The organism is Streptomyces sp. NBC_00523 (genome assembly GCF_036346615.1).
Classification (GTDB): Bacteria; Actinomycetota; Actinomycetes; order Streptomycetales; family Streptomycetaceae; genus Streptomyces.
Genome location: NZ_CP107836.1, coordinates 2,214,117 through 2,231,551 on the forward strand (window position 1 = coordinate 2,214,117; position 17,435 = coordinate 2,231,551).

18 protein-coding genes and 1 tRNA gene are annotated in these 17,435 nt (G+C 69.7%); 5 read left to right on the top strand and 14 right to left on the bottom strand.

The window, feature by feature from the left end; all coding sequences use genetic code 11:
* Positions 1-101: 101 nt before the first annotated feature.
* The 3 genes from OHS17_RS10005 to OHS17_RS10015 all read right to left on the bottom strand — a co-directional run bounded on the left by OHS17_RS10005 (position 102) and on the right by OHS17_RS10015 (position 2,523).
* Positions 102-1,703 carry a restriction endonuclease gene (locus OHS17_RS10005; protein WP_330311888.1) on the bottom strand — a complete coding sequence of 534 codons (1,602 nt, stop codon included), beginning with the start codon at positions 1,701-1,703 and terminating at the stop codon, positions 102-104.
* Positions 1,704-2,014: 311 nt separating this feature from the next.
* Complete coding sequence (locus tag OHS17_RS10010) at positions 2,015-2,263, bottom strand: hypothetical protein (protein WP_330311889.1); 249 nt, start codon at positions 2,261-2,263, stop codon at positions 2,015-2,017.
* Positions 2,218-2,523 (bottom strand): hypothetical protein, encoded by a 306-nt coding sequence (locus OHS17_RS10015; RefSeq protein WP_330311890.1) that lies wholly within the window; start codon positions 2,521-2,523, stop codon positions 2,218-2,220. The genes OHS17_RS10010 and OHS17_RS10015 overlap by 46 nt, the downstream gene beginning before the upstream one ends.
* 92 nt (positions 2,524-2,615) lie before the next feature.
* Between OHS17_RS10015 and OHS17_RS10020 the strand changes: the two genes are divergently transcribed.
* Positions 2,616-2,972 carry a hypothetical protein gene (locus OHS17_RS10020; RefSeq protein ID WP_330311891.1) on the top strand — a complete coding sequence of 119 codons (357 nt, stop codon included), beginning with the start codon at positions 2,616-2,618 and terminating at the stop codon, positions 2,970-2,972.
* A gap of 44 nt (positions 2,973-3,016) precedes the next feature.
* Here the strand turns inward: OHS17_RS10020 and OHS17_RS10025 are convergent.
* A tRNA-Val gene (locus OHS17_RS10025) sits at positions 3,017-3,091 on the bottom strand.
* Between the two features lie 174 nt (positions 3,092-3,265).
* On the opposite strand from OHS17_RS10025, the gene OHS17_RS10030 reads away from it, so the two are divergent.
* The 3 genes from OHS17_RS10030 (at position 3,266) to OHS17_RS10040 (ending at position 5,922) form a co-directional block, all read left to right on the top strand.
* Positions 3,266-4,033, top strand: coding sequence for a DUF4097 family beta strand repeat-containing protein (locus tag OHS17_RS10030; RefSeq protein ID WP_330311892.1), 768 nt, complete (start codon positions 3,266-3,268; stop codon positions 4,031-4,033).
* A gap of 106 nt (positions 4,034-4,139) precedes the next feature.
* Positions 4,140-5,633, top strand: coding sequence for a hypothetical protein (locus OHS17_RS10035; RefSeq protein ID WP_330311893.1), 1,494 nt, complete (start codon positions 4,140-4,142; stop codon positions 5,631-5,633).
* A gap of 73 nt (positions 5,634-5,706) precedes the next feature.
* A complete protein-coding gene (locus OHS17_RS10040) occupies positions 5,707-5,922 on the top strand; it encodes an FmdB family zinc ribbon protein (RefSeq protein ID WP_026171556.1) in 216 nt (71 codons plus the stop codon).
* A gap of 84 nt (positions 5,923-6,006) precedes the next feature.
* On the opposite strand, the gene OHS17_RS10045 is transcribed toward OHS17_RS10040, so the two are convergent.
* From OHS17_RS10045 to OHS17_RS10060, 4 genes are all read right to left on the bottom strand, one after another.
* Positions 6,007-6,666: an O-methyltransferase gene (locus OHS17_RS10045; RefSeq protein WP_018103354.1), complete on the bottom strand. Its 660-nt coding sequence runs from the start codon at positions 6,664-6,666 to the stop codon at positions 6,007-6,009.
* Positions 6,667-6,694: 28 nt separating this feature from the next.
* Positions 6,695-7,522 (bottom strand): HAD family hydrolase, encoded by an 828-nt coding sequence (locus OHS17_RS10050; protein WP_330311894.1) that lies wholly within the window; start codon positions 7,520-7,522, stop codon positions 6,695-6,697.
* Positions 7,519-9,996 (bottom strand): phosphoribosyltransferase, encoded by a 2,478-nt coding sequence (locus OHS17_RS10055; protein ID WP_383166005.1) that lies wholly within the window; start codon positions 9,994-9,996, stop codon positions 7,519-7,521. Before OHS17_RS10055 ends, OHS17_RS10050 begins: the two co-directional genes overlap by 4 nt.
* Before the next feature lie 65 nt (positions 9,997-10,061).
* Positions 10,062-11,225 carry an HpcH/HpaI aldolase/citrate lyase family protein gene (locus OHS17_RS10060; RefSeq protein ID WP_330311896.1) on the bottom strand — a complete coding sequence of 388 codons (1,164 nt, stop codon included), beginning with the start codon at positions 11,223-11,225 and terminating at the stop codon, positions 10,062-10,064.
* A gap of 221 nt (positions 11,226-11,446) precedes the next feature.
* Between OHS17_RS10060 and OHS17_RS10065 the strand changes: the two genes are divergently transcribed.
* Entirely contained in the window at positions 11,447-12,256 is an 810-nt protein-coding gene (locus OHS17_RS10065; protein ID WP_330311897.1) for a TerD family protein, read from the top strand.
* A gap of 6 nt (positions 12,257-12,262) precedes the next feature.
* Here OHS17_RS10065 and OHS17_RS10070 read toward each other — a convergent pair whose 3' ends face one another.
* The 6 genes from OHS17_RS10070 to OHS17_RS10095 all read right to left on the bottom strand — a co-directional run bounded on the left by OHS17_RS10070 (position 12,263) and on the right by OHS17_RS10095 (position 16,934).
* Positions 12,263-12,997: a TerD family protein gene (locus OHS17_RS10070; RefSeq protein WP_164630247.1), complete on the bottom strand. Its 735-nt coding sequence runs from the start codon at positions 12,995-12,997 to the stop codon at positions 12,263-12,265.
* A gap of 154 nt (positions 12,998-13,151) precedes the next feature.
* The gene (locus tag OHS17_RS10075) at positions 13,152-14,279 is read right to left on the bottom strand and encodes a DUF475 domain-containing protein (protein WP_018103348.1); all 1,128 of its coding nucleotides are present in this window, start codon (positions 14,277-14,279) and stop codon (positions 13,152-13,154) included.
* A gap of 70 nt (positions 14,280-14,349) precedes the next feature.
* Positions 14,350-14,925 carry a TerD family protein gene (locus tag OHS17_RS10080; RefSeq protein WP_018103347.1) on the bottom strand — a complete coding sequence of 192 codons (576 nt, stop codon included), beginning with the start codon at positions 14,923-14,925 and terminating at the stop codon, positions 14,350-14,352.
* A gap of 159 nt (positions 14,926-15,084) precedes the next feature.
* Complete coding sequence (locus OHS17_RS10085) at positions 15,085-15,660, bottom strand: TerD family protein (protein ID WP_026171553.1); 576 nt, start codon at positions 15,658-15,660, stop codon at positions 15,085-15,087.
* 149 nt (positions 15,661-15,809) lie between these two features.
* Positions 15,810-16,268 (bottom strand): peroxiredoxin, encoded by a 459-nt coding sequence (locus tag OHS17_RS10090; protein WP_018103345.1) that lies wholly within the window; start codon positions 16,266-16,268, stop codon positions 15,810-15,812.
* Positions 16,269-16,496: 228 nt separating this feature from the next.
* Positions 16,497-16,934: a DUF3052 domain-containing protein gene (locus OHS17_RS10095; protein WP_018103344.1), complete on the bottom strand. Its 438-nt coding sequence runs from the start codon at positions 16,932-16,934 to the stop codon at positions 16,497-16,499.
* Between the last annotated feature and the right edge of the window lie 501 nt (positions 16,935-17,435).

Below are 17,435 nucleotides of genomic sequence, written 5' to 3' on the forward strand. Positions count from 1 at the left end.
TCACATCCGTAGGAAAAGACGAAAACCCCTCCCTACCGAAATCGCCTCCGACTGGCTTTGCTGATGTCAGCGACTCGATCTGAGTGGGCGGGCCGCCGGCCTCAGCGTGCGGGGCGCCTCTTCGGAGGAACCGGGCCCGGGATCACATCCTTGCCGAGGTGCTCCTTAATCAAGTACTTCAGTTCCGGGCCTTCGATGAGCTGGAGCCTCCCATGTTGGCGGGCAAAGTCGTGGCTGGCCCTGCCGAACCACGATGTGGTGATCAGGACTCCCTTGGCGGCACGCTTGTGCTCGACCACTCCGGCCAACGCCTGGACGGACTCCACACCCACGAGCTTGCTGTAGCGCTTCGCCTGAATGATGCACTCACCGTTGAAGACGGGATCCTTGCTGACAGCCACCGCGTCAACGCCCTCGTCTTTGGACGCCTGGGTGTTCCAGGCCTCCATGCCAATCGCCTCGAACAGTTGACGAATCAAGTGCTCGAACTCGGTGGGCGTCAGCTTCACCAACACGGGCCTGCTGTCCAGGCCTGCGACTACGTCCATGCTGTCCATAAGCCGGTACTTCGACAGGTCAAACTCGATGATGGGGCGGATCGGTTCGAGATCGTAGGGGTTGGGAGACACCAGCGCGTTGAGTCTCCTGAGGCACTGCGCTGGATCAACCTGACTGAGACGAAGCTTCCCGAACTGCTCCCTGCTGACACTAAGCGTCACCAGACAGGGTGAGACCTCCTGACCGGTGGCCCGGTCGATGGTTCTCACATGGCCGTTCAGGATCACCCCATTGACGATCCGATCCGGATCGCTCGTGAAGACCTCGTGGACAGTCCTCAGAGCGACTTGGGCCAGGACGGAGGCGTAGATCTCCTTGCGCTCTTTCTCCGGACGCGGCAACACGGTTGTCTCATCCCGGTTCTTCACGTAACGGTAGCCCCGCGCGGTGGGGACGATCGCCTCAGGCGGCAAGTGGATCTCAACGAGTACGTCACCCGTGGCAGGTCGAAAGGCGATCCGATGCTCGTGGGGGAAGCCCAATGGATACTCCGACGCATCCAGAACATCCCCTAGATGAGCCTCGACCGCTGCTGGCTCCCCAGCCCTGTACGCCTCGCGTTCTTCGTCCAACTTCGCATTGAAGGCCGCCACCTTGTCAAGGGCCTGCGCTTCGGCCTGGCGATGCTCAGCGCGCTTCCGCTCCAACGTCGCCAGGCGCATCTCCTCGGCTCGCCTGTGGCGCTCTTGTGCCTCGCCGAACCGCGCTCGCGCCTCGGCAACCGCAGCTTCATAGCGCTTCCGGCCAAGACCCAAGACAGCAGCCAGACCGCCAGGCTCCGGTGGCGCGAACTCCTCCCAGCGCGGCGAAGGCTCCGGACGAGACCAAGGACGCTCGTCAAACTTCTTCGGCGTGTGAGTCCTCCGCCGACGCTCAAAGGTTGTAGGCGGGTCGCCCACCACCGCGTCACGGAGCAACTTCCCTAGCTGCTCGGCCTCATGCTCGACCGCGATCGTGCACACCTGCGCCTGCTCGGCCTGGTGCTGCTGATACGCGGCCTTCCGCTCGCGCTCCTGCCGCTTGCTGGCCGTCTCAGCGGCCTTGCGTTCCCGCTCCACTTGTCGCGCCTGTTGCTCCTGGGCACGTCGTAACGCTTGCTGCTGCCGCTGATAGTCGTTGCCTCGGCCGCTGCCCCGTTGCGCCACCTGCTATCCCTCCCTGGCCTTGCTCCGCCACACGGCTGCATTCCCCTCCCACGTCGCAGAATCACGCAGGGCAGGGACGTCACCTTAGACCGGCGCGAGCAATCACGGCGTGCTCCGGAGGCGTCCCCAGCAAGCCGAAGAGTGCGCCCCGCATGACAGCACCCTCCCACCACGCACTGACAGTCGACCTCTGCCGAGCATCCGAATCTGCGCCGCCCGATCCCCACCCGCTTCGTAAGCTCGCGCGGACCGCAGTTCGCAAGGGACCGCCCCAGCTCGAGGGCGTCACGAAGAGCCGTTCAGGGCTGCCGTCATCCACCGTCGTTGATGTCAGATTTGGATGTCGCCTGTCGCCGTTCAGCGAACGGCCGCCGATAGTCCGAAGCATCCCCGACCGGGGGATAGTCCCTGCCGAACACCACGTAGACGGGGTGGTCGGGATGCCCGACCTCCATGCTCAGGGAGATGTCCACGTCATGGTTGGCGAACCGGTGCAGGTACTGGGTGAAGAGCCTCAGCTCCTCGCCCGACAGTGGCTCATCGCGCTGCTCATCGCGCATGCCCCGTCGTCACCAAAAATGTCGATGGTCACGTCCACCCCTTGGCGCCGCAGGAGCCACCTCGTCTCCATGGGCTCACGGTCGAAGGAGAAGCGTTCACCGGACAAGTCCCCGTAGAGCCCCGTCATGGCGTACAGCAGGTCGGCAAGGGCGTCCGTGCAGTAGCCGACATGGGTCTCATGCTCCGAGACGCCATCGGCGATCCGATACGTGGCACCCCCGGCGCCACTCAGTTCCCAACTGAAGCGGAAATCGTCCACCGTCTCCCCCTCATGAACCGTGATCGTGTAGCAGGAGTGTTCCTCGCCGCTACGATGCGGGCGAGAGACAGAACCAGCTGAGGGGGACGGCAATGAGAACCAAGGACCCGCAGTACCCTGCAGCGGTCGAGGCGGCCGTCGATATTCTCCGGCAGCGGGCCCGCCGGGGTCAGACCATCACCTACGGGGAACTGAGCGCCGAGCTGGCGGCGCAGGGGTTCGGCTCCATCCCGCCACACCGCGGAGTCATGACCTACCTTCTCAAGGACGTCTGCCTCCACGACAACGATGACGGCCGCTCACCGATGCTCTCGGCCCTCGTGGTGAACAAGGCCACCCGGGAGCCGTCCGACCAGTTCTCCACCCTCGCCCGAACCGAACCGTTCACCCGCCCAGCCGACTGGACCTGGCAGGAAGAACAGCAGCAAGTGTTCGCCCACCACCACTAGGACGTCAAAGGCCCCCAGCCAAGATCGACTGGGGGCCTTTCTACTGGTGGGCGCGGACGGTTTCGAACCGCCGACATCTGCTTTGTAAGAGCAGCGCTCTACCCCTGAGCTACGCACCCGTGGATGAAGGAACAGGTTACATGGCTCGTGGGGCGTGTCGACAATCGGTTCGGGGTGGGGTTACGGGGGATAGCCCCACCCCGGAGACGGTAGCCGTCCGGATCGTCCGGGGTGGGCCCGGTTGCCTACCGTGGGGGCACATCGCAGCGCCGGCCCAGGGGGACCTGATCACCATGACCATCCGTAATCGCAGCGCGTTCGTGGCCGTCGGGGGCACCGTTCTGCTCGTGGCGGCGCTCGCCGGGTGCGGGAGCACGGACGCGGAGGACGCGCCCGCCGAGCACAAGTCGTTCGCGTTCGGGGGGAAGGCGCTGACCATCGAGGCGGAGAACTCCGTGGTGGACGTCGTCCCGGCCGACGTGAAGGAGATCGAGGTGACCCGGCGGGTCGACGGGTGGGTCGTCCTCGGGAGCGGGCCGGACCCCGTGTGGAAGCTGGAGGGGGACACGCTCACCCTTCGCGTGAAGTGCAAGGCGATGATCAGCAACTGCGAGGCCCGCCACACGGTGAAGGTGCCGCGCGACCTCGCGTTGACCGTGGACGCGGACAACGGGAAGGTCACCGCGTCCAAGTTCACCACCCCGCTCAAGCTCTACTCCGACAACGGCGGCGTCGTCGTCCGGGACGTCAGCGGGCCCCTGGAGCTGAAGAGCGACAACGGGTCCGTACGCGCCGAGCGGGTCTCCTCCCGGTCCGTGGTGGCGCGGTCGGACAACGGGTCCGTGGACCTCGACCTCACCCGGGTCCCGGACCTCGTGGACACCGTCAGCGACAACGGGCGCATCGCCATCGACCTGCCCGCCGGCACGACCTCGTACGCCGTTTCCGCGTCGGCCGACAACGGGCACGTCGACGTGAAGGTGCCGCGCAGCGACGACAGCCGGCACGTGGTGAAGGCCCACAGCGACAACGGCGGGGTCGCCGTCCGGCACGCCGGCTGAGAAATCGGCGCGGTCGTCCCGCTCGCCGTGAACTAACCGGCACGTGTGTTCGTCCTTACTGGTGGGAGAATGTATCCAGCAGGGCGGAACGGCACGGGAGAGGCATGTGACGGCGACAGACGCGCAGCCGCGGGCGGGAATCGCCGGAGCGGTCCGGGAGCGGAGTCGGCGTCGTGCGGTGGGGGCGGATCCGGGTGCCCGGCCCGTTCCCGGCCCGCGTGACCAGGACGCCCGCCGCGCCACGGGCCCGCGCGAGCGGTACCCCCGGCGCACCACCGGCCTCCGTGACCTGTGCGTTCTCGTCCTCGCGCCCCTCCCCCTCCTTGCCGTCGCCCTCCCGTTCGCCGTCACCGGCGGCGGTACGCGGCGGTGGTTCGGCGGGCGTGGCGAGGGGCAGCGGGCCGAAGCCCAGGCGGCGAAGGACGCCGCCGCCGAGGCGTTCTACGAGCTGGACACCGCCCAGCGCGACCTCAAGATCTCCATCGAGACCATCACCGCGGTCGACAGTTCGCCGGCCGCCCGCAAGGCCGTGGACGACTTCGACGCGCTCGGCCGGCGCATCGACGAGGCGAGTCACGCGTACATCACCGCCGTCGACGCCCACGACCTCGACCGCGACGATCTCGAACCGTCCGTCGCGTCCCGGGCCCGGGCCGAGCTGACCTCCGCGAAGGAGCAGCTGGTACGGGTCAAGGGGGAGCTCGACCGGTTCGGCGCCGCGCTCGGGCCGCTCCTCGGGAGCGCCGAGACGCAGCTCGCCCGGCTCGCCCCCGCCGTCGAGCGCGCGCGACAGGCGCTCCTCGGCGCGAGCAATGCTCTCGACGCGGTGCGGGCGTCCGGACTGCGGGCGGACGATCTCGCCGCCCGGCTCGCCGCCCTCGCCCCCGAGCTGACCAAGCTCAACCAGGGCGCCGGGCGCCACGGCGTGACCGAGACGCTGCAGCGCGCTGACCGCGTGCTGCGGGACGCCGAAGCGGTACGGGCCGAGGCCGAGAAGCTGCCCGAGCGCGCCGCCGAGATCGACCGCCGGCTGGTGTCCCTGCGCACCCGCGCCCAGGCGCTGACCACCCGGTCCGCGTCCGTCGAGCCCGTCCTCAGCGAGCTGCGGCGCCGGTTCTCCGCCGCCTGCTGGCAGGACCTCCAGCCGGTGCCGGAGCAGGCCGCGGTCAATGTGCGCCGGGCCGAGGAGAAGCTGAAGGAGGCGGCCCAGGCCCGTGACGAACAGCGCTGGGCGGATGCCACGTCCCGGCTCAGCACCGTGCGCGCCCTGCTCAACGCCACCGACGAGGCGGTGTCCGCCGCCGGTGACCGCCTCCGTCGGCTCGATGACGTCGCCAAGGACCCGCAGCAGGAGATCCAGCGCACCCGGTTCGCCATCCGCGACGCCCAGCGCCTCGCCATGGCCGGGCGCCACACGCCCGAGCCGCGGCACGCCCGGCCGCTGGACGACGCGGTGGCCCGCCTGGACCAGGCGGTCACGGCCCTGGAGAACCGCCACCCCGACTACTGGCACTTCCTCACCGTGACGGAGGGCCTGCGCCAGACCGTCGCGGACGTCGTCGCCGACATCCGCGAGGAACGCGGCGCGGGCACCCACTGACACCGTCCGCCTCGGACGGTCCCGGGCCCCGCACTGTGGACAGCCCGGGGCCCGGCGCCGATAACCTGGCGTCATGCCTCGTTACGAGTACCGTTGCCGCTCCTGCGGAGACACCTTCGAGCTCAGCCGTCCCATGGCCGAGTCGTCCGCTCCCGCCTCCTGCCCCGCCGGGCACGAGGACACCGTGAAGCTGCTGTCCGCCGTCGCCGTCGGCGGCTCCCGGCCCGCGCCCTCCGCAGGCGGCGGCGGTGGCGGGGGCGGCTGCTGCGGCGGGGGCTGCTGCGGCTGAACCCCCCGCGGCACCCGGGACGCCGGCGGCACCGCGGCCCCGGCACCCCGGACCACCGCACCCACAACCGCCGCCCCCGGGCGGCTACCGCTTGCGCGACAGCGTCAGCCCGTCCGACACCGTGAGCAGCACGCTGTCCATCCGCGCGTCCGCCGAGACGTGGTCGTTGAACTCCTGGATGGCCTTCGCCGCGCCCGTCGCGTCCGGGTCCGTCACGCGGCCGTGGAACAGCACGTTGTCCGTGGTGATGACCCCGCCCGGGCGCAGCCTCGGCACCAGTTCCTCCCAGTACGCGATGTAGTTGCCCTTGTCCGCGTCCAGGTAGGCGAAGTCGATGTGGGGCTCCTCCGGCATCGCGCGCAGGGTGTCGAGCGCGGGGGCGATGCGCAGGTCGATACGGTCGGCGACGCCCGCCTTCTCCCACGCCTCGCGGCCGTACGCCGTCCACTCCTCCGAGACGTCGCAGGCGATCAGCCGCCCGTCCGCCGGGAGCGCCTGGGCCATCGCCAGGGCGGAGAAGCCGGTGAACGTGCCGACCTCCACGATGTGCCGGGCGCCGGTCAGCCGGACGAGGAAGGCGAGCAGCGGGCCCTGCTCCTCGGCCGACTGCATGCCCGCGTGGTCGGGCAGCCGCGCGTAGGTCGTCTCGACCAGTTCGCGCTGTACGGCGTCCAGTGGCGGGTTGTGCGCCAGCATGTACGCGTACAGCTCATCGGTGATCTTGGTGGAATTCCCCTTGGTCATCGCACAACTCTACGGTCGCCCGCAGGAATTACCCGACTCCCGAGGCGCGCAGGAAACGGCGCAGGATCTCCTCGCCCGCCGCCACGCCCCGTTCGGCGGTGGCCTCGACATGGGCGGCGTTCCAGCCCGCGTCGGCGAGTTCGCCGTGGCCGGGGCGCCAGCCCCGGTCGGCGGCGAGCAGGAGGTCCGCGTCCAGGAGGGAGTCACCGGCGGCGAGGGTGTGCGTGGCGCCGGTGCGCCGGGCCACCTCGCGCATGGCCGCGCTCTTCGTGAGCGGGCGCGGCACGGCGTAGATCTTGCGGCCCTGGAGCGAGACGGTCCAGCCGCGCGGCTCCGCCCAGGCGGCGAGCTCCTTCGTCCACTCCGGGGGCAGTTCGGCGCGGTCGACCACGAGGTACGCGAACAGGTCCTCGGCGACGCGCTCCTTGAGCAGCCATCCGGGGTCGGCGGTGGCGACGAGGTGGGCGCGGACCTCGGCGAGCGGGGCGCACTCGTCGGCGAGGCGGCGGGCCACGGTCCGCTGCCAGTCCGGGTCGGACTCGCCCTTCACCAGGATGTGGCCGCCGTTGGCGCAGATCGCGAACTCGGCCGGGGCGCCCGGGAGCCGGATGCGGTGGTACTGCTCGCGGGTGCGGGTGGTCGTCGGGACGAACACCGTGGAGGCGGCGGAGGTCAGGTCGGTGAGCAGCCCGGCCGCGGTCTCGGTGACGTACGACAGGGGCTTGTGGTTGTAGACCTCGACGCACAGCAGCCGGGGCGCCCGTTCGTCCTCCATGGTGAGCTGGAGCGCGGCCGAGGAGTAGATCAGGGTGCGGTCGAGGTCGCTGGCGACGAGGGTGACCGGGGAGGCCGTCACGCGGACTCCACCGCCTTGCCGTCGGCGCCGGTCGCCCCGCGCGTGTACTTGGGGTGGATGAGTCCGACACAGGTGTACGGGAGCGAGTCGACCTCCTCGACGGGTACGCCGCGCTGCTCGGCCAGGAGCCTGATGTGGTCGAGGTCCGGACCGGCGCCGCGCCGGGCGAGGATCTTCCAGGGGACGCGGCGCAGCAGGACCCGGGTGGTCTCGCCGACGCCGGGCTTCACGAGGTTGACGTCGTGGATGCCGTACTCCTCGCTGATGCGCTCCACGGCCGCCCAGCCCTCCCAGGTGGGGGCCCGGTCGGCGGCCAGGAGCTCCTTCACCTCGGTGTCCACGGCGTCCGCGACCTCGTCGAAGCGGGCGGCGACCGTGTCGAGGAAGAGGCCGGAGACATCGGCGCCGGCCAGCTCGCGGTAGAACTTCGCGCCGTGGAAGTCGTCGGGACCGACCAGGTCGGCGCGCAGGACCGTACGGGAAATGAGTCCGGACACCGTGGAGTTGAGGCAGGCGGAGGGGATGAGGAAGTCCTCGCGGGTGCCGTACGTCCGCACGCAGCCGCCCGGGTCCGCCAGCACCGCGATCTCCGGGTTGAAGCCCGCCACTCCCCCGGCCTTCTCGAACTCGGCGACGGCGGCGGCCAGTTCGCGGGTGATCGCGCCCTTGCCGGTCCAGCCGTCCACGAAGACGACGTCGGCCGGGTCGTGGTGCTCGGCCAGCCAGCGCAGCGCGTTGGCGTCGATGCCGCGTCCGCGCACGATGGAGACGGCGTAGTGCGGCAGGTCGAGGCCGTGCCGTGCCTGGGCCCAGCGCCGCATCAGCACGCCGACCGGCGTACCGGCGCGGGCGAGCGAGACGAGGACCGGGCGGGGGCCGCGCTCGGCGAGGACGGTCTCGGTGACGGTACCCACGGCGCGGGCGATCCGGGCGGCCGAGAGCGCGAGGGCGCTCTTGAACAGTTCCTGGTACGCGGCGGAGGGCTGGTACTCGACGGGGAGCGATTCCGCGTAGTGCGCGCCCCCGCTCTGTATCGCCTCCTCGCGCTCCTCCGTGGGCGCTTCGAGGCGGGTGTCCGAGAGGTCCTGGAGCAGCCAGCCGACCTCGTCCGGCGCGTACGAGGAGAACGCGGGGCCGCGCAGGGGCTCGGGCAGCTGCATGGGGACTTCTTCCTGCCGTTCGGGGGCGGGGGCCCCCGGTACGTACGAGGGGATCACCGCGAGCAGGACCTGCTCGGTGTGCGGGGCGAGGCGGTCCAGCAGGCCGCCGGGGGCGTGCAGGGCCGGGGTGTCGGCGGCGGAGTCGACCACGAGGACGACGGCGTCGAAGCCGGCACCGGCCACGTTGTAGGCGTAGCGCTCGCCGGGGCCGTCGGCCGGGTCGTCGTGGGCCGGGAAGACCAGCCGGGTGCGTATCGCGTAGCCCGGGTCGTCCACGGCGAGGACCGGGGAGCGGGTGGTCGTGGAGTAGCGGACCTCGGCGCCGGTGCGGTCCTCCAGGGCGGTGGCCAGGCGCAGCGGCGCGTACATCAGCTCTTCGAAGCCGAGGACGAGGACGCGGCAGGGGCCGTCGCCGAGGGCCTGGGCGATGCGGTCCGCGAGGGCGGGGAGCGCGGGCTCCAGGAGGGCGCGGTGGGCCTCGGTGAAGCCGTGCCGCCCGCCGTCGGGGACACCGGCCGGCCAGGGGAGGTCGAGGCGGGTGTGGGGGCGCGGGTGCGGGGGGCCGTCCTGGGGGGCGTCACCGGCGGCCTCCTGCTGGGCGACCAGGGCCTGGCCCTTCTCCAGGACGCCGTCCGGGAGGGTGACCGTGCCGGTGTTGCGGGCCACCAGGTCGACGCGGGCGCCGATCTCGGCCGCGAACTCGGTGAGGCGGCCCCGGTCGGCCGGTGAGCGCATGTCGACCAGGGCGACGATGACGTAGTGGTCGCGGGGGTAGCGCTCGTGGAGGGCGCGGATCGTGTTGAGGACGGTGTTGCCGGTGGAGAACTCGTCGTCCACCAGGACGAGCGCCGAACCGGGCCCGTCCGCCGCGAGCAGGTCCGGGTCCTCGGGGAGCAGCAGGTGCGAGGTGGCGTGCGAGTGGGCCTCCTCGAAGCCGCCCGCCCGGGCCACGCCGGGCACCGGCCTGCGGGTCGAGTGGAGGTAGGGCGCCCCGCCGAGGCCGTCGGCGACCGAGTGGCCGAGGCCGGTGGCCGTCTCCGCGTAGCCGACGACGACCGCGCGCCGCACGCCGTCCTCGCCGAGGAGCGCCCGCACCCGGCGGCCCAGCTCGACGCCGGCTCCGTACACCACGGAGGGGCGCTGCGGCACGTGCTTGCCGAGCACGTTGGAGACGAGCAGGTGTGCCCGCTTGGGGTTGCGCCGCAGGGCGAGGCCCAGCAGCTCGCGCAGCTCCCCGTCGCCCACCAGCCCGACGCCCAGTCGCTCCGCCACCCAGCTACCCGACCACACCACGTCCGTCGTCCCTCTTTCCACTCGACTGCCGGACCCGGTGCCTGCTCGGCGCCGGTGTCCCTCTCCGATCGTCCCGCCGGTACCGCTCACTCCGCGAGGCAGGCCTCCAGCAGGTCCACGAAACCGACGTCCTCCCGGGCCACGCCGAAGACCTCGGCGCGCAGCAGGGTGCGCTCGGCCCAGGCCCGGTGGGGCTTCACCTCGTTCATCTTGTTCGTGTACGCGGAGCGCAGCACCCCGCCGCCGTTGCTCTCGGGCCGCAGGATGTCCTGGGCGTCGCTGAACTCTTCGTGGCTGACCACGGACAGCGCGTGCACGGGGGCGACGTGCGAGGGGTGGATGCAGGTCTTGCCGAGCAGCCCGTTGGCCCGGTCCAGGTCGATCTCGCGCAGCAGTCCGTCCAGGTCGTGCGCGATGAGCGCGGTGCGCAGCGCCTCGGCCCGGTTCTCCTGGAAGGGGCTGTTGCGCAGCTGAGGCTTGAACATGCGCTCCTGGCGGGGGAAGTACTCCCAGACGGGGCCGGTGACCGTGAAGCCCGTCCCGTCGGCCCGGCCGAGCACATTGACGACGTCCGCGATGACGTGGGCGACGATGCCGACGTCGTACGCCGTCATGTCGGGCGAGCGCCGCAGCCCGTAGGCGGAGCAGAAGTCGGTGACGCCGAGGCGGAGCGCGAGGACCCGGTCACGGTGCGCGGTGACGGTCTCGGCGATGCCCCGGAGGGTTTCGCGGCGGGTCTCCAGATGGAGGAGCTCGGGCGATTCGAGCACGGGCATGGCGAAGAGGCGGCGTCCCGCGGCGGCCTCGGCCTTGGTCAGGGCCTCCATGAAGGGGACGCCGCGGGCGCGCGTGAACTTGGGGAGCACGAAGCCGCTCAGCAGCCGGACGGTCGCGCCGAGGCGGCGCACCAGGTCGGTGATCTGTTCCGGTTCGCGGACCCGGATGAAGAGCAGCGGCAGCTCGATGGAGCGCGCGTCCAGCTCGGCGAACTGCCTGACCAGGTTCTCCTCGGCCCCGGCGACCTCGGAGTCGTCGATCGAGTCCTCCAGGCACAGCACCATCGAGACGACTCCGCGCCCGGCCAGCTTGACGATGTCGTCGGCGAGCCGGGGGCGGGTGGCGGGGCTGTAGAGCGTGGCGCCGAGGGCGGCGGAGAGAAGGGGGGCCGGCGAATCGGCGTCGAATGCACAGGGTTCCTGGAAGAACAGCCCGTCCTTCGCAGCAGCTGCAATATGCCCGAAATGACGCATGCAATTCCCCCCGTACTCTCTGACCGACCGGACAACGTGTGGCCGGTAATAGTACGTACGAACGGGTGTCGACGGTTCCCGGACTGGGTGAATTCCGGGTGTCATGACCGTTTCGCACGAATTTCAAAAGTGGCGGAGTGGGTGAATCCGCCCGGCGCCCGGGACACGGACCTCGCCCCCCGCGTTGTCCGCACGGGCGGCCAGCAGGCAGGATGACCGGCATGACGCACGCGATGGTGAAAGGCTCGAACGTCCCCCTCGACGCCATGGCCGTAAGGGCCGTGCTGCGCTGGACGCCGGGCGCCGGGGTGCCCGATGTGGACGCCTCGGCCCTGCTGCTCGGCGCCGGCGGGCGCGTGCGCTCGGACGAGGACTTCGTCTTCTACAACCAGCCGCGCCACCCGTCGGGCCTGGTACGCCGGCTGCCCAAGCGCAGCCTGCCCGAGGGCCTGACGGACACCATCGAGGCCGACCTGAACGCGCTCGACCCCTCGGTCGACCAGGTGGTCATCGCCGCGTCCTCGGACGGGGCCGCCTTCGGAGCCGTACGCGATCTGCGCATCCTGGTCTACGACGCCGCTGCGGCCGGCGGCGAACCGCTCGCCGTGTTCGACGTGCGCGCGGAGACCGGCGAGGAGACCGCGATCATCTGCGGCGAGCTGTACCGGCGCGGCGACGGCTGGAAGTTCCGGGCGGTCGGGCAGGGCTACCCGACGGGGCTCATCGGCCTCGCGACCGCGTTCGGCATCTCGGTCGACGAGGCGGAGCCCGAACCGCCGACCCCGGCGCCGCCCTCGGTCCCGCCCGCCCCGGCCCCCGTACCGGACTCGCAGGCGACCGTGCTGCACCAGCAGCCCTCGTACGGCTATCCGCAGCCCGCCGCCCCGGCGCCGCAGCCCGCGTACGGCTATCCCCAGCCGGCCTCCGCACAGCCCGCCTACGGCTACCCGCAGCCCGCAGCGGCGGCGGCGCCCGCTCCGGACCCGAATTTCGTGCTGCCCCCGCAGGGTCCGCAGTTCATACGGTCCTGAGGACGCCTAGGTGCGGCTCTTGTAGCCGCGCCCCCACTGCATGCCGTAGCCGTACATCCGGTCCAGCTCGGACTGGAAGCCGTAGACGAACTTCACCTCGCGGCGCACGATCAGCTCGTCCTTGATGTTCTCCACCGTGAACACCGCGCAGGAGCGGGCCTGCGGGGCGCGCTCGTCCAGTTCGATCTCGATGCGCGGCCCGTTGCCCGGGTAGAGCGTCACCTTCGCGTGTGTACGGTCGAAGGCGGGCGTCTGGTCGTAGATGTAGACGAAGCACAGCAGCCGCTTGATGTGCTCGCGCTGATCGAGGTTGACGTAGAGCGTCTCGCCGGAGGGGGCGCCGAAGCGGTCGTCGCCGCTGAGCCTGATGTAGGGCGGCCCGTTCAGATCGCCGAGCAGATTGCCCAGGGGCTGCACCACGCCCCGGGTGCCGTCCGCCAGCTCGTACATGCAGCCGAGGTCCAGGTCGACGTTGACCATCCCCTGGGTGTGCGCCTGGACGGCCTCCGGCTGGAAGAGCTTGAAGGGGCGCAGCAGCCGTCCGCTCTGCTGGGAGCGGCCCCCGATGTCCGAGGTGCGCATGCGCCAGGAGAGGTTGACGCGGAGGTTCCCGCTCAGCGCTCCCTGCTTGGTCAGCGAGACCGTGGAGTGCCGCCGGGTGAGCACGATGGAGTTGGTGGCCGCGCTGCCCGACTCGAACTGCGACTCCCGCCCCGGCCACAGGTTGTTCCAGAAAGCCATCCCCGACCCCGCCCTCTCGGTCACTCACCCGTCGCACGCGGCGCATACGACGCACGCACCACTGCGGGGCGGCTCCGGGCCGCCTCCGGGTGTGTCCCGGAACCGTTGCCGTACGAGCCGCCCCGCAGAGAGCGTTCCCTCAATTCCTACCGGGTCACACCCCGGCGGTCACTTCGCTCTTGCCCTCTTCCGCCTCCAGCGCCTTGTTGCGGCGGACGGAGGACCAGAAGGACCAGGCGATCAGGACGACGCCGACGAGACCGGTGATGATCTCGTTGATCTCGTACTGGATCGTGATGAGCAGGATGGCGGCGAGCGCGCCGATCGCGTAGTGCGCGCCGTGCTCCAGGTAGACGTAGTCGTCCAGGGTGCCCTGGCGGACCAGGTAGACCGTGAGCGAACGGACGTACATGGCGCCGATGCCGAGGCCGAGCGCCATGAGCACGATCTCGTTGGTGATGGCGAAGGCGCCGATCACGCCGTCGAACGAGAAGGACGCGTCGAGGACTTCCAGGTAGAGGAACATGAAGAAGGCGGCCTTGCCGGAAAGGGCGACCGCGGAGATCTTCTTGCCGCTCCGCTTGGCCTCTTCCTCCTCTTCGTGCTCGCGCTCCTCCTCCTCTTCGAGTTTGTCCTCGAAGTAGCCGGAGAGCCCGCCGACGATGAGATACGTGATCAGACCGGCGATACCGGCGAGCAGGACGGTCTCCGCCTTGTCCACATGTCCGCCGCCGTGCTGGTGGGCGTGGGTGGCGACGGTCATCGCGGAGATCAGCAGGACGATGAGCGCGATGCAGACCGACAGCATGTCGACCTTGCCGAGCTTGGCCAGCGGGCGCTCGATCCAGCGGAGCCACTGGATGTCACGGTCCTCGAAGATGAAGTCGAGGAAGATCATGAGCAGGAACATGCCACCGAACGCGGCGATCGCCGGGTGGGCGTCCGTGACCAGTTCCTTGTAGCGGTCCGGGTCGTTGAACGAGAGATCGATGGCGTCGATCGGGTTCAGGCTGGCGGTAATGGCCACGATCACGACGGGGAAGACCAGCCGCATACCGAAGACCGCGATGATCACGCCGATGGTGAGGAAGATCTTCTGCCAGAAGGCGGACATCTTCTTCAGGATTCCCGCGTTGACCACGGCGTTGTCGAAGGACAGCGAGATCTCCAGGACGGAAAGGATCGCCACCACACCGAAGGCTTCCCACCCCCCGTAGAACCACGCGGCCACAAGGCCGATCACGGTGATCGCGAACGACCATCCGAAGGTTTTCAGAAGCACTGGCTACCCCATCATGTATGTAACGGGTCTCCCCCGATGTGCACGGGGCTCCCCCGCGCCGTGCGCGGCTTTACGAAACGTTGACCCCGAAGTCTAGAGCGATGCCCCGCAGCCCCGATGCGTACCCCTGACCAACTGCACGGAACTTCCACTCGCCGTTGTAGCGGTAGAGCTCGCCGAAGATCATCGCGGTCTCCGTGGAGGCGTCCTCGGTGAGGTCGTAGCGCGCGAGTTCCTGGCCGTCCGCCTGATTGACGACGCGGATGAATGCGTTGCTGACCTGGCCGAATGTCTGGCCGCGATTGTCGGCCTCGTGAATCGAGACCGGAAAGACGATCTTGTCGCAATGGGCCGGCACCTGCGTGAGGTTCACGATGATCGACTCGTCGTCGCCCTCACCCTCACCCGTGAGGTTGTCACCGGTGTGCTCCACGGAACCGTCGGGGCTCGTGAGGTTGTTGTAGAACACGAACCACTCGTCGCCGAGGACCCGGCCCGACTGGCACAGCAGCGCGCTGGCGTCCAGGTCGAAGTCGGCCCCCGTCGTGGATCGTGCGTCCCAGCCGAGCCCGACCAGCACCTGGGTGAGATTGGGTGCGGCCTTGGAGAGGGAGACGTTGCCTCCCTTGGCGAGCGTGACGCCCATGGTGTGTCCTCCCCGAGTCTATGAACCGTCTTTGTACCGGACGGAGCCGCCGGCCGGACCCGTGCGGGCCGGCAGAACTGTCCGTCGAGCGCGTCCGGCGCCGCACGTGGTGCGGCGCCGGACGGACATGCTGGTGCCGGGGCCGGGGCCCCGGGCAGGTCAGACGTTGACGCCGAAGTCCTGCGCGATGCCGCGCAGGCCGGAGGCGTACCCCTGGCCGATGGCGCGGAACTTCCACTCCGCGCCGTTGCGGTACAGCTCGCCGAAGACCATGGCGGTCTCGGTCGAGGCGTCCTCGGACAGGTCGTAGCGCGCGAGCTCGCTGTTGTCGGCCTGGTTGACGACGCGGATGTACGCGTTGCGGACCTGGCCGAAGCTCTGCTGGCGGGTCTCGGCCTCGTAGATCGAGACCGGGAAGACGATCTTGTCGACGTCGGCCGGCACCGTGGCCAGGTTGACGTTGATGACCTCGTCGTCGCCCTCGCCCTCACCGGTGAGGTTGTCACCGGTGTGCTCGACGGAGCCGTCGGGGCTCTTGAGGTTGTTGAAGAAGACGAAGTTGCCGTCGTTGGCGACCTTGCCCTCGGCGTTCGTGAGCAGAGCACTGGCGTCGAGGTCGAAGTCCCCGCCGGTGGTGGTACGGGCGTCCCAGCCGAGACCCACGATGACCGCGGTCAGGTTGGGCGCGGCCTTGGTCAGCGAGACGTTGCCGCCCTTGCTGAGGCTGACTCCCACGAGTCCTCCCATTGGTTTCTTGGGGGCCGGCCGGTGCCGGCGCCTCCACGTCGTGTTGACATCCGATCAACGAGTGGATCCTAGTGACCGGTTCCCGGCCGAAACAGGCTTTCCGCCCCGGTTCGGCCCGCGATCCGCCCGGAGCCGGATCAGAGGGCGCCGAGCGCCTTGATGTACTCGTTGAGGTCGCGCGCGTCGGGCAGGCCGTTGACGACCGTCCAGCGCACCACGCCCTCCTTGTCGATGATGAAGGTGCCGCGCACCGCGCAGCCCTTCTCCTCGTCGAAGACGCCGTAGGCCCGCGAGGTCTCGCCGTGCGGCCAGAAGTCGGAGAGGAGCGGGTACTCCAGGCCCTCCTGCTCGGCGAAGACGCGCAGGGTGTGGATCGAGTCGTTGGACACGGCCAGCAGCTGCGTGTCGTCGTTCTCGAACGTGGGCAGCTCGTCGCGGAGCGCGCACAGCTCGCCCGTGCAGACGCCGGTGAAGGCGAACGGGTAGAACAGCAGCACCACGTTTTTCTCGCCACGGAAGTCGGAGAGCTTCACGGTCCGGCCGTGGTTGTCCTTCAGCTCGAAATCCGGGGCCTGGGTGCCGACCTCGATCGCCATGAAACGCGTCCCTTCACTACGTCACCGGGCTGGGCTGTCCGGGTGACCCCCACCCTACGCAGACCCCCCGGGCGCCCGTACGGCACCCGGGAAAGCTTCCCGCCCACGAGCGGATCAAGCCACCGGGTATCCGGGACACGCGTGTGCGAGGCGGCGGATGTACGAAGCGGATGTACGAAGGCCCCCGGCCGGCGCGATGCCGTCGGGGGCCTTCAGGGGTTGGTGGGGTCAGCGCTTGGCCTTGGCCGCTTTGGGCGTGACGAGACGGCTTCCCGACCAGTCCTTGCCCGCGTTGACGCTCTTGGTCTGGGCGAGCCCTGCGGTCTGGGCGGCCTCGTTGATGTCGCTCGGCTCGACGTATCCGTCGCGGCCGGTCTTCGGCGTCATCAGCCAGACCACGCCGCCGTCCTCGAGCAGACCAATGGCATCCACCAGCGCGTCCGTAAGGTCGCCGTCCTCGTCGCGGAACCACAGCAGGACGACGTCAGCGATGTCGTCGTAGTCCTCGTCGACGAGATCCTGGCCGGTAATGGCCTCAATGCCCTCACGGAGCTCCAGCTCGACGTCGTCGTCGTAGCCGATCTCCTGGACCACCTGTCCGGGCTCGAACCCCAGGCGTGCCGCCGGGTTGGTCCGCTCCTCCGCGTGGTCCGCGGTCGCGCTCACGGGTTGCCTCCTGATCATGTTCGGAAAATGCTTCAGCCACGCGCGTGCGCGGGGCGTTGGCCGTAGTCCACACGGGAGCGGCGGATCGCGCAAGTACCCAGCGTACGAGACCGCCTAAACGGTGACGTTTCCTGTCACGTCGCCGTCCTTCAGGCAGCCTCCCTGCGAGGGCCCGCGTCCTCCTCCACTTCCTGTCGTGTCCTACGTCCTTGGACAGCTTATGCCGTTTCGGTCCGGCATTCGGAGCCGAGCAGCCTTTTGGGAACACTTGCACGCCTTGGGCGTATGGTGGCGTTCCGTCCCCTCCCATCCTGCCTGCCCCGTCCTGTCCGACACCTTCTGCCTGCACCGATACCCACTCGGCGGCCGTCCATCCGCCCCGGCGGAGCCCGGCCGGGGACGCGTTCGCGGTTACCTCTCGGTAGAGATGACGTACGCGTTTCAGCGGTACACGATGGGGATGGCGTACACATCCTCATGCCCGGGGGCAGGACTCCCGCA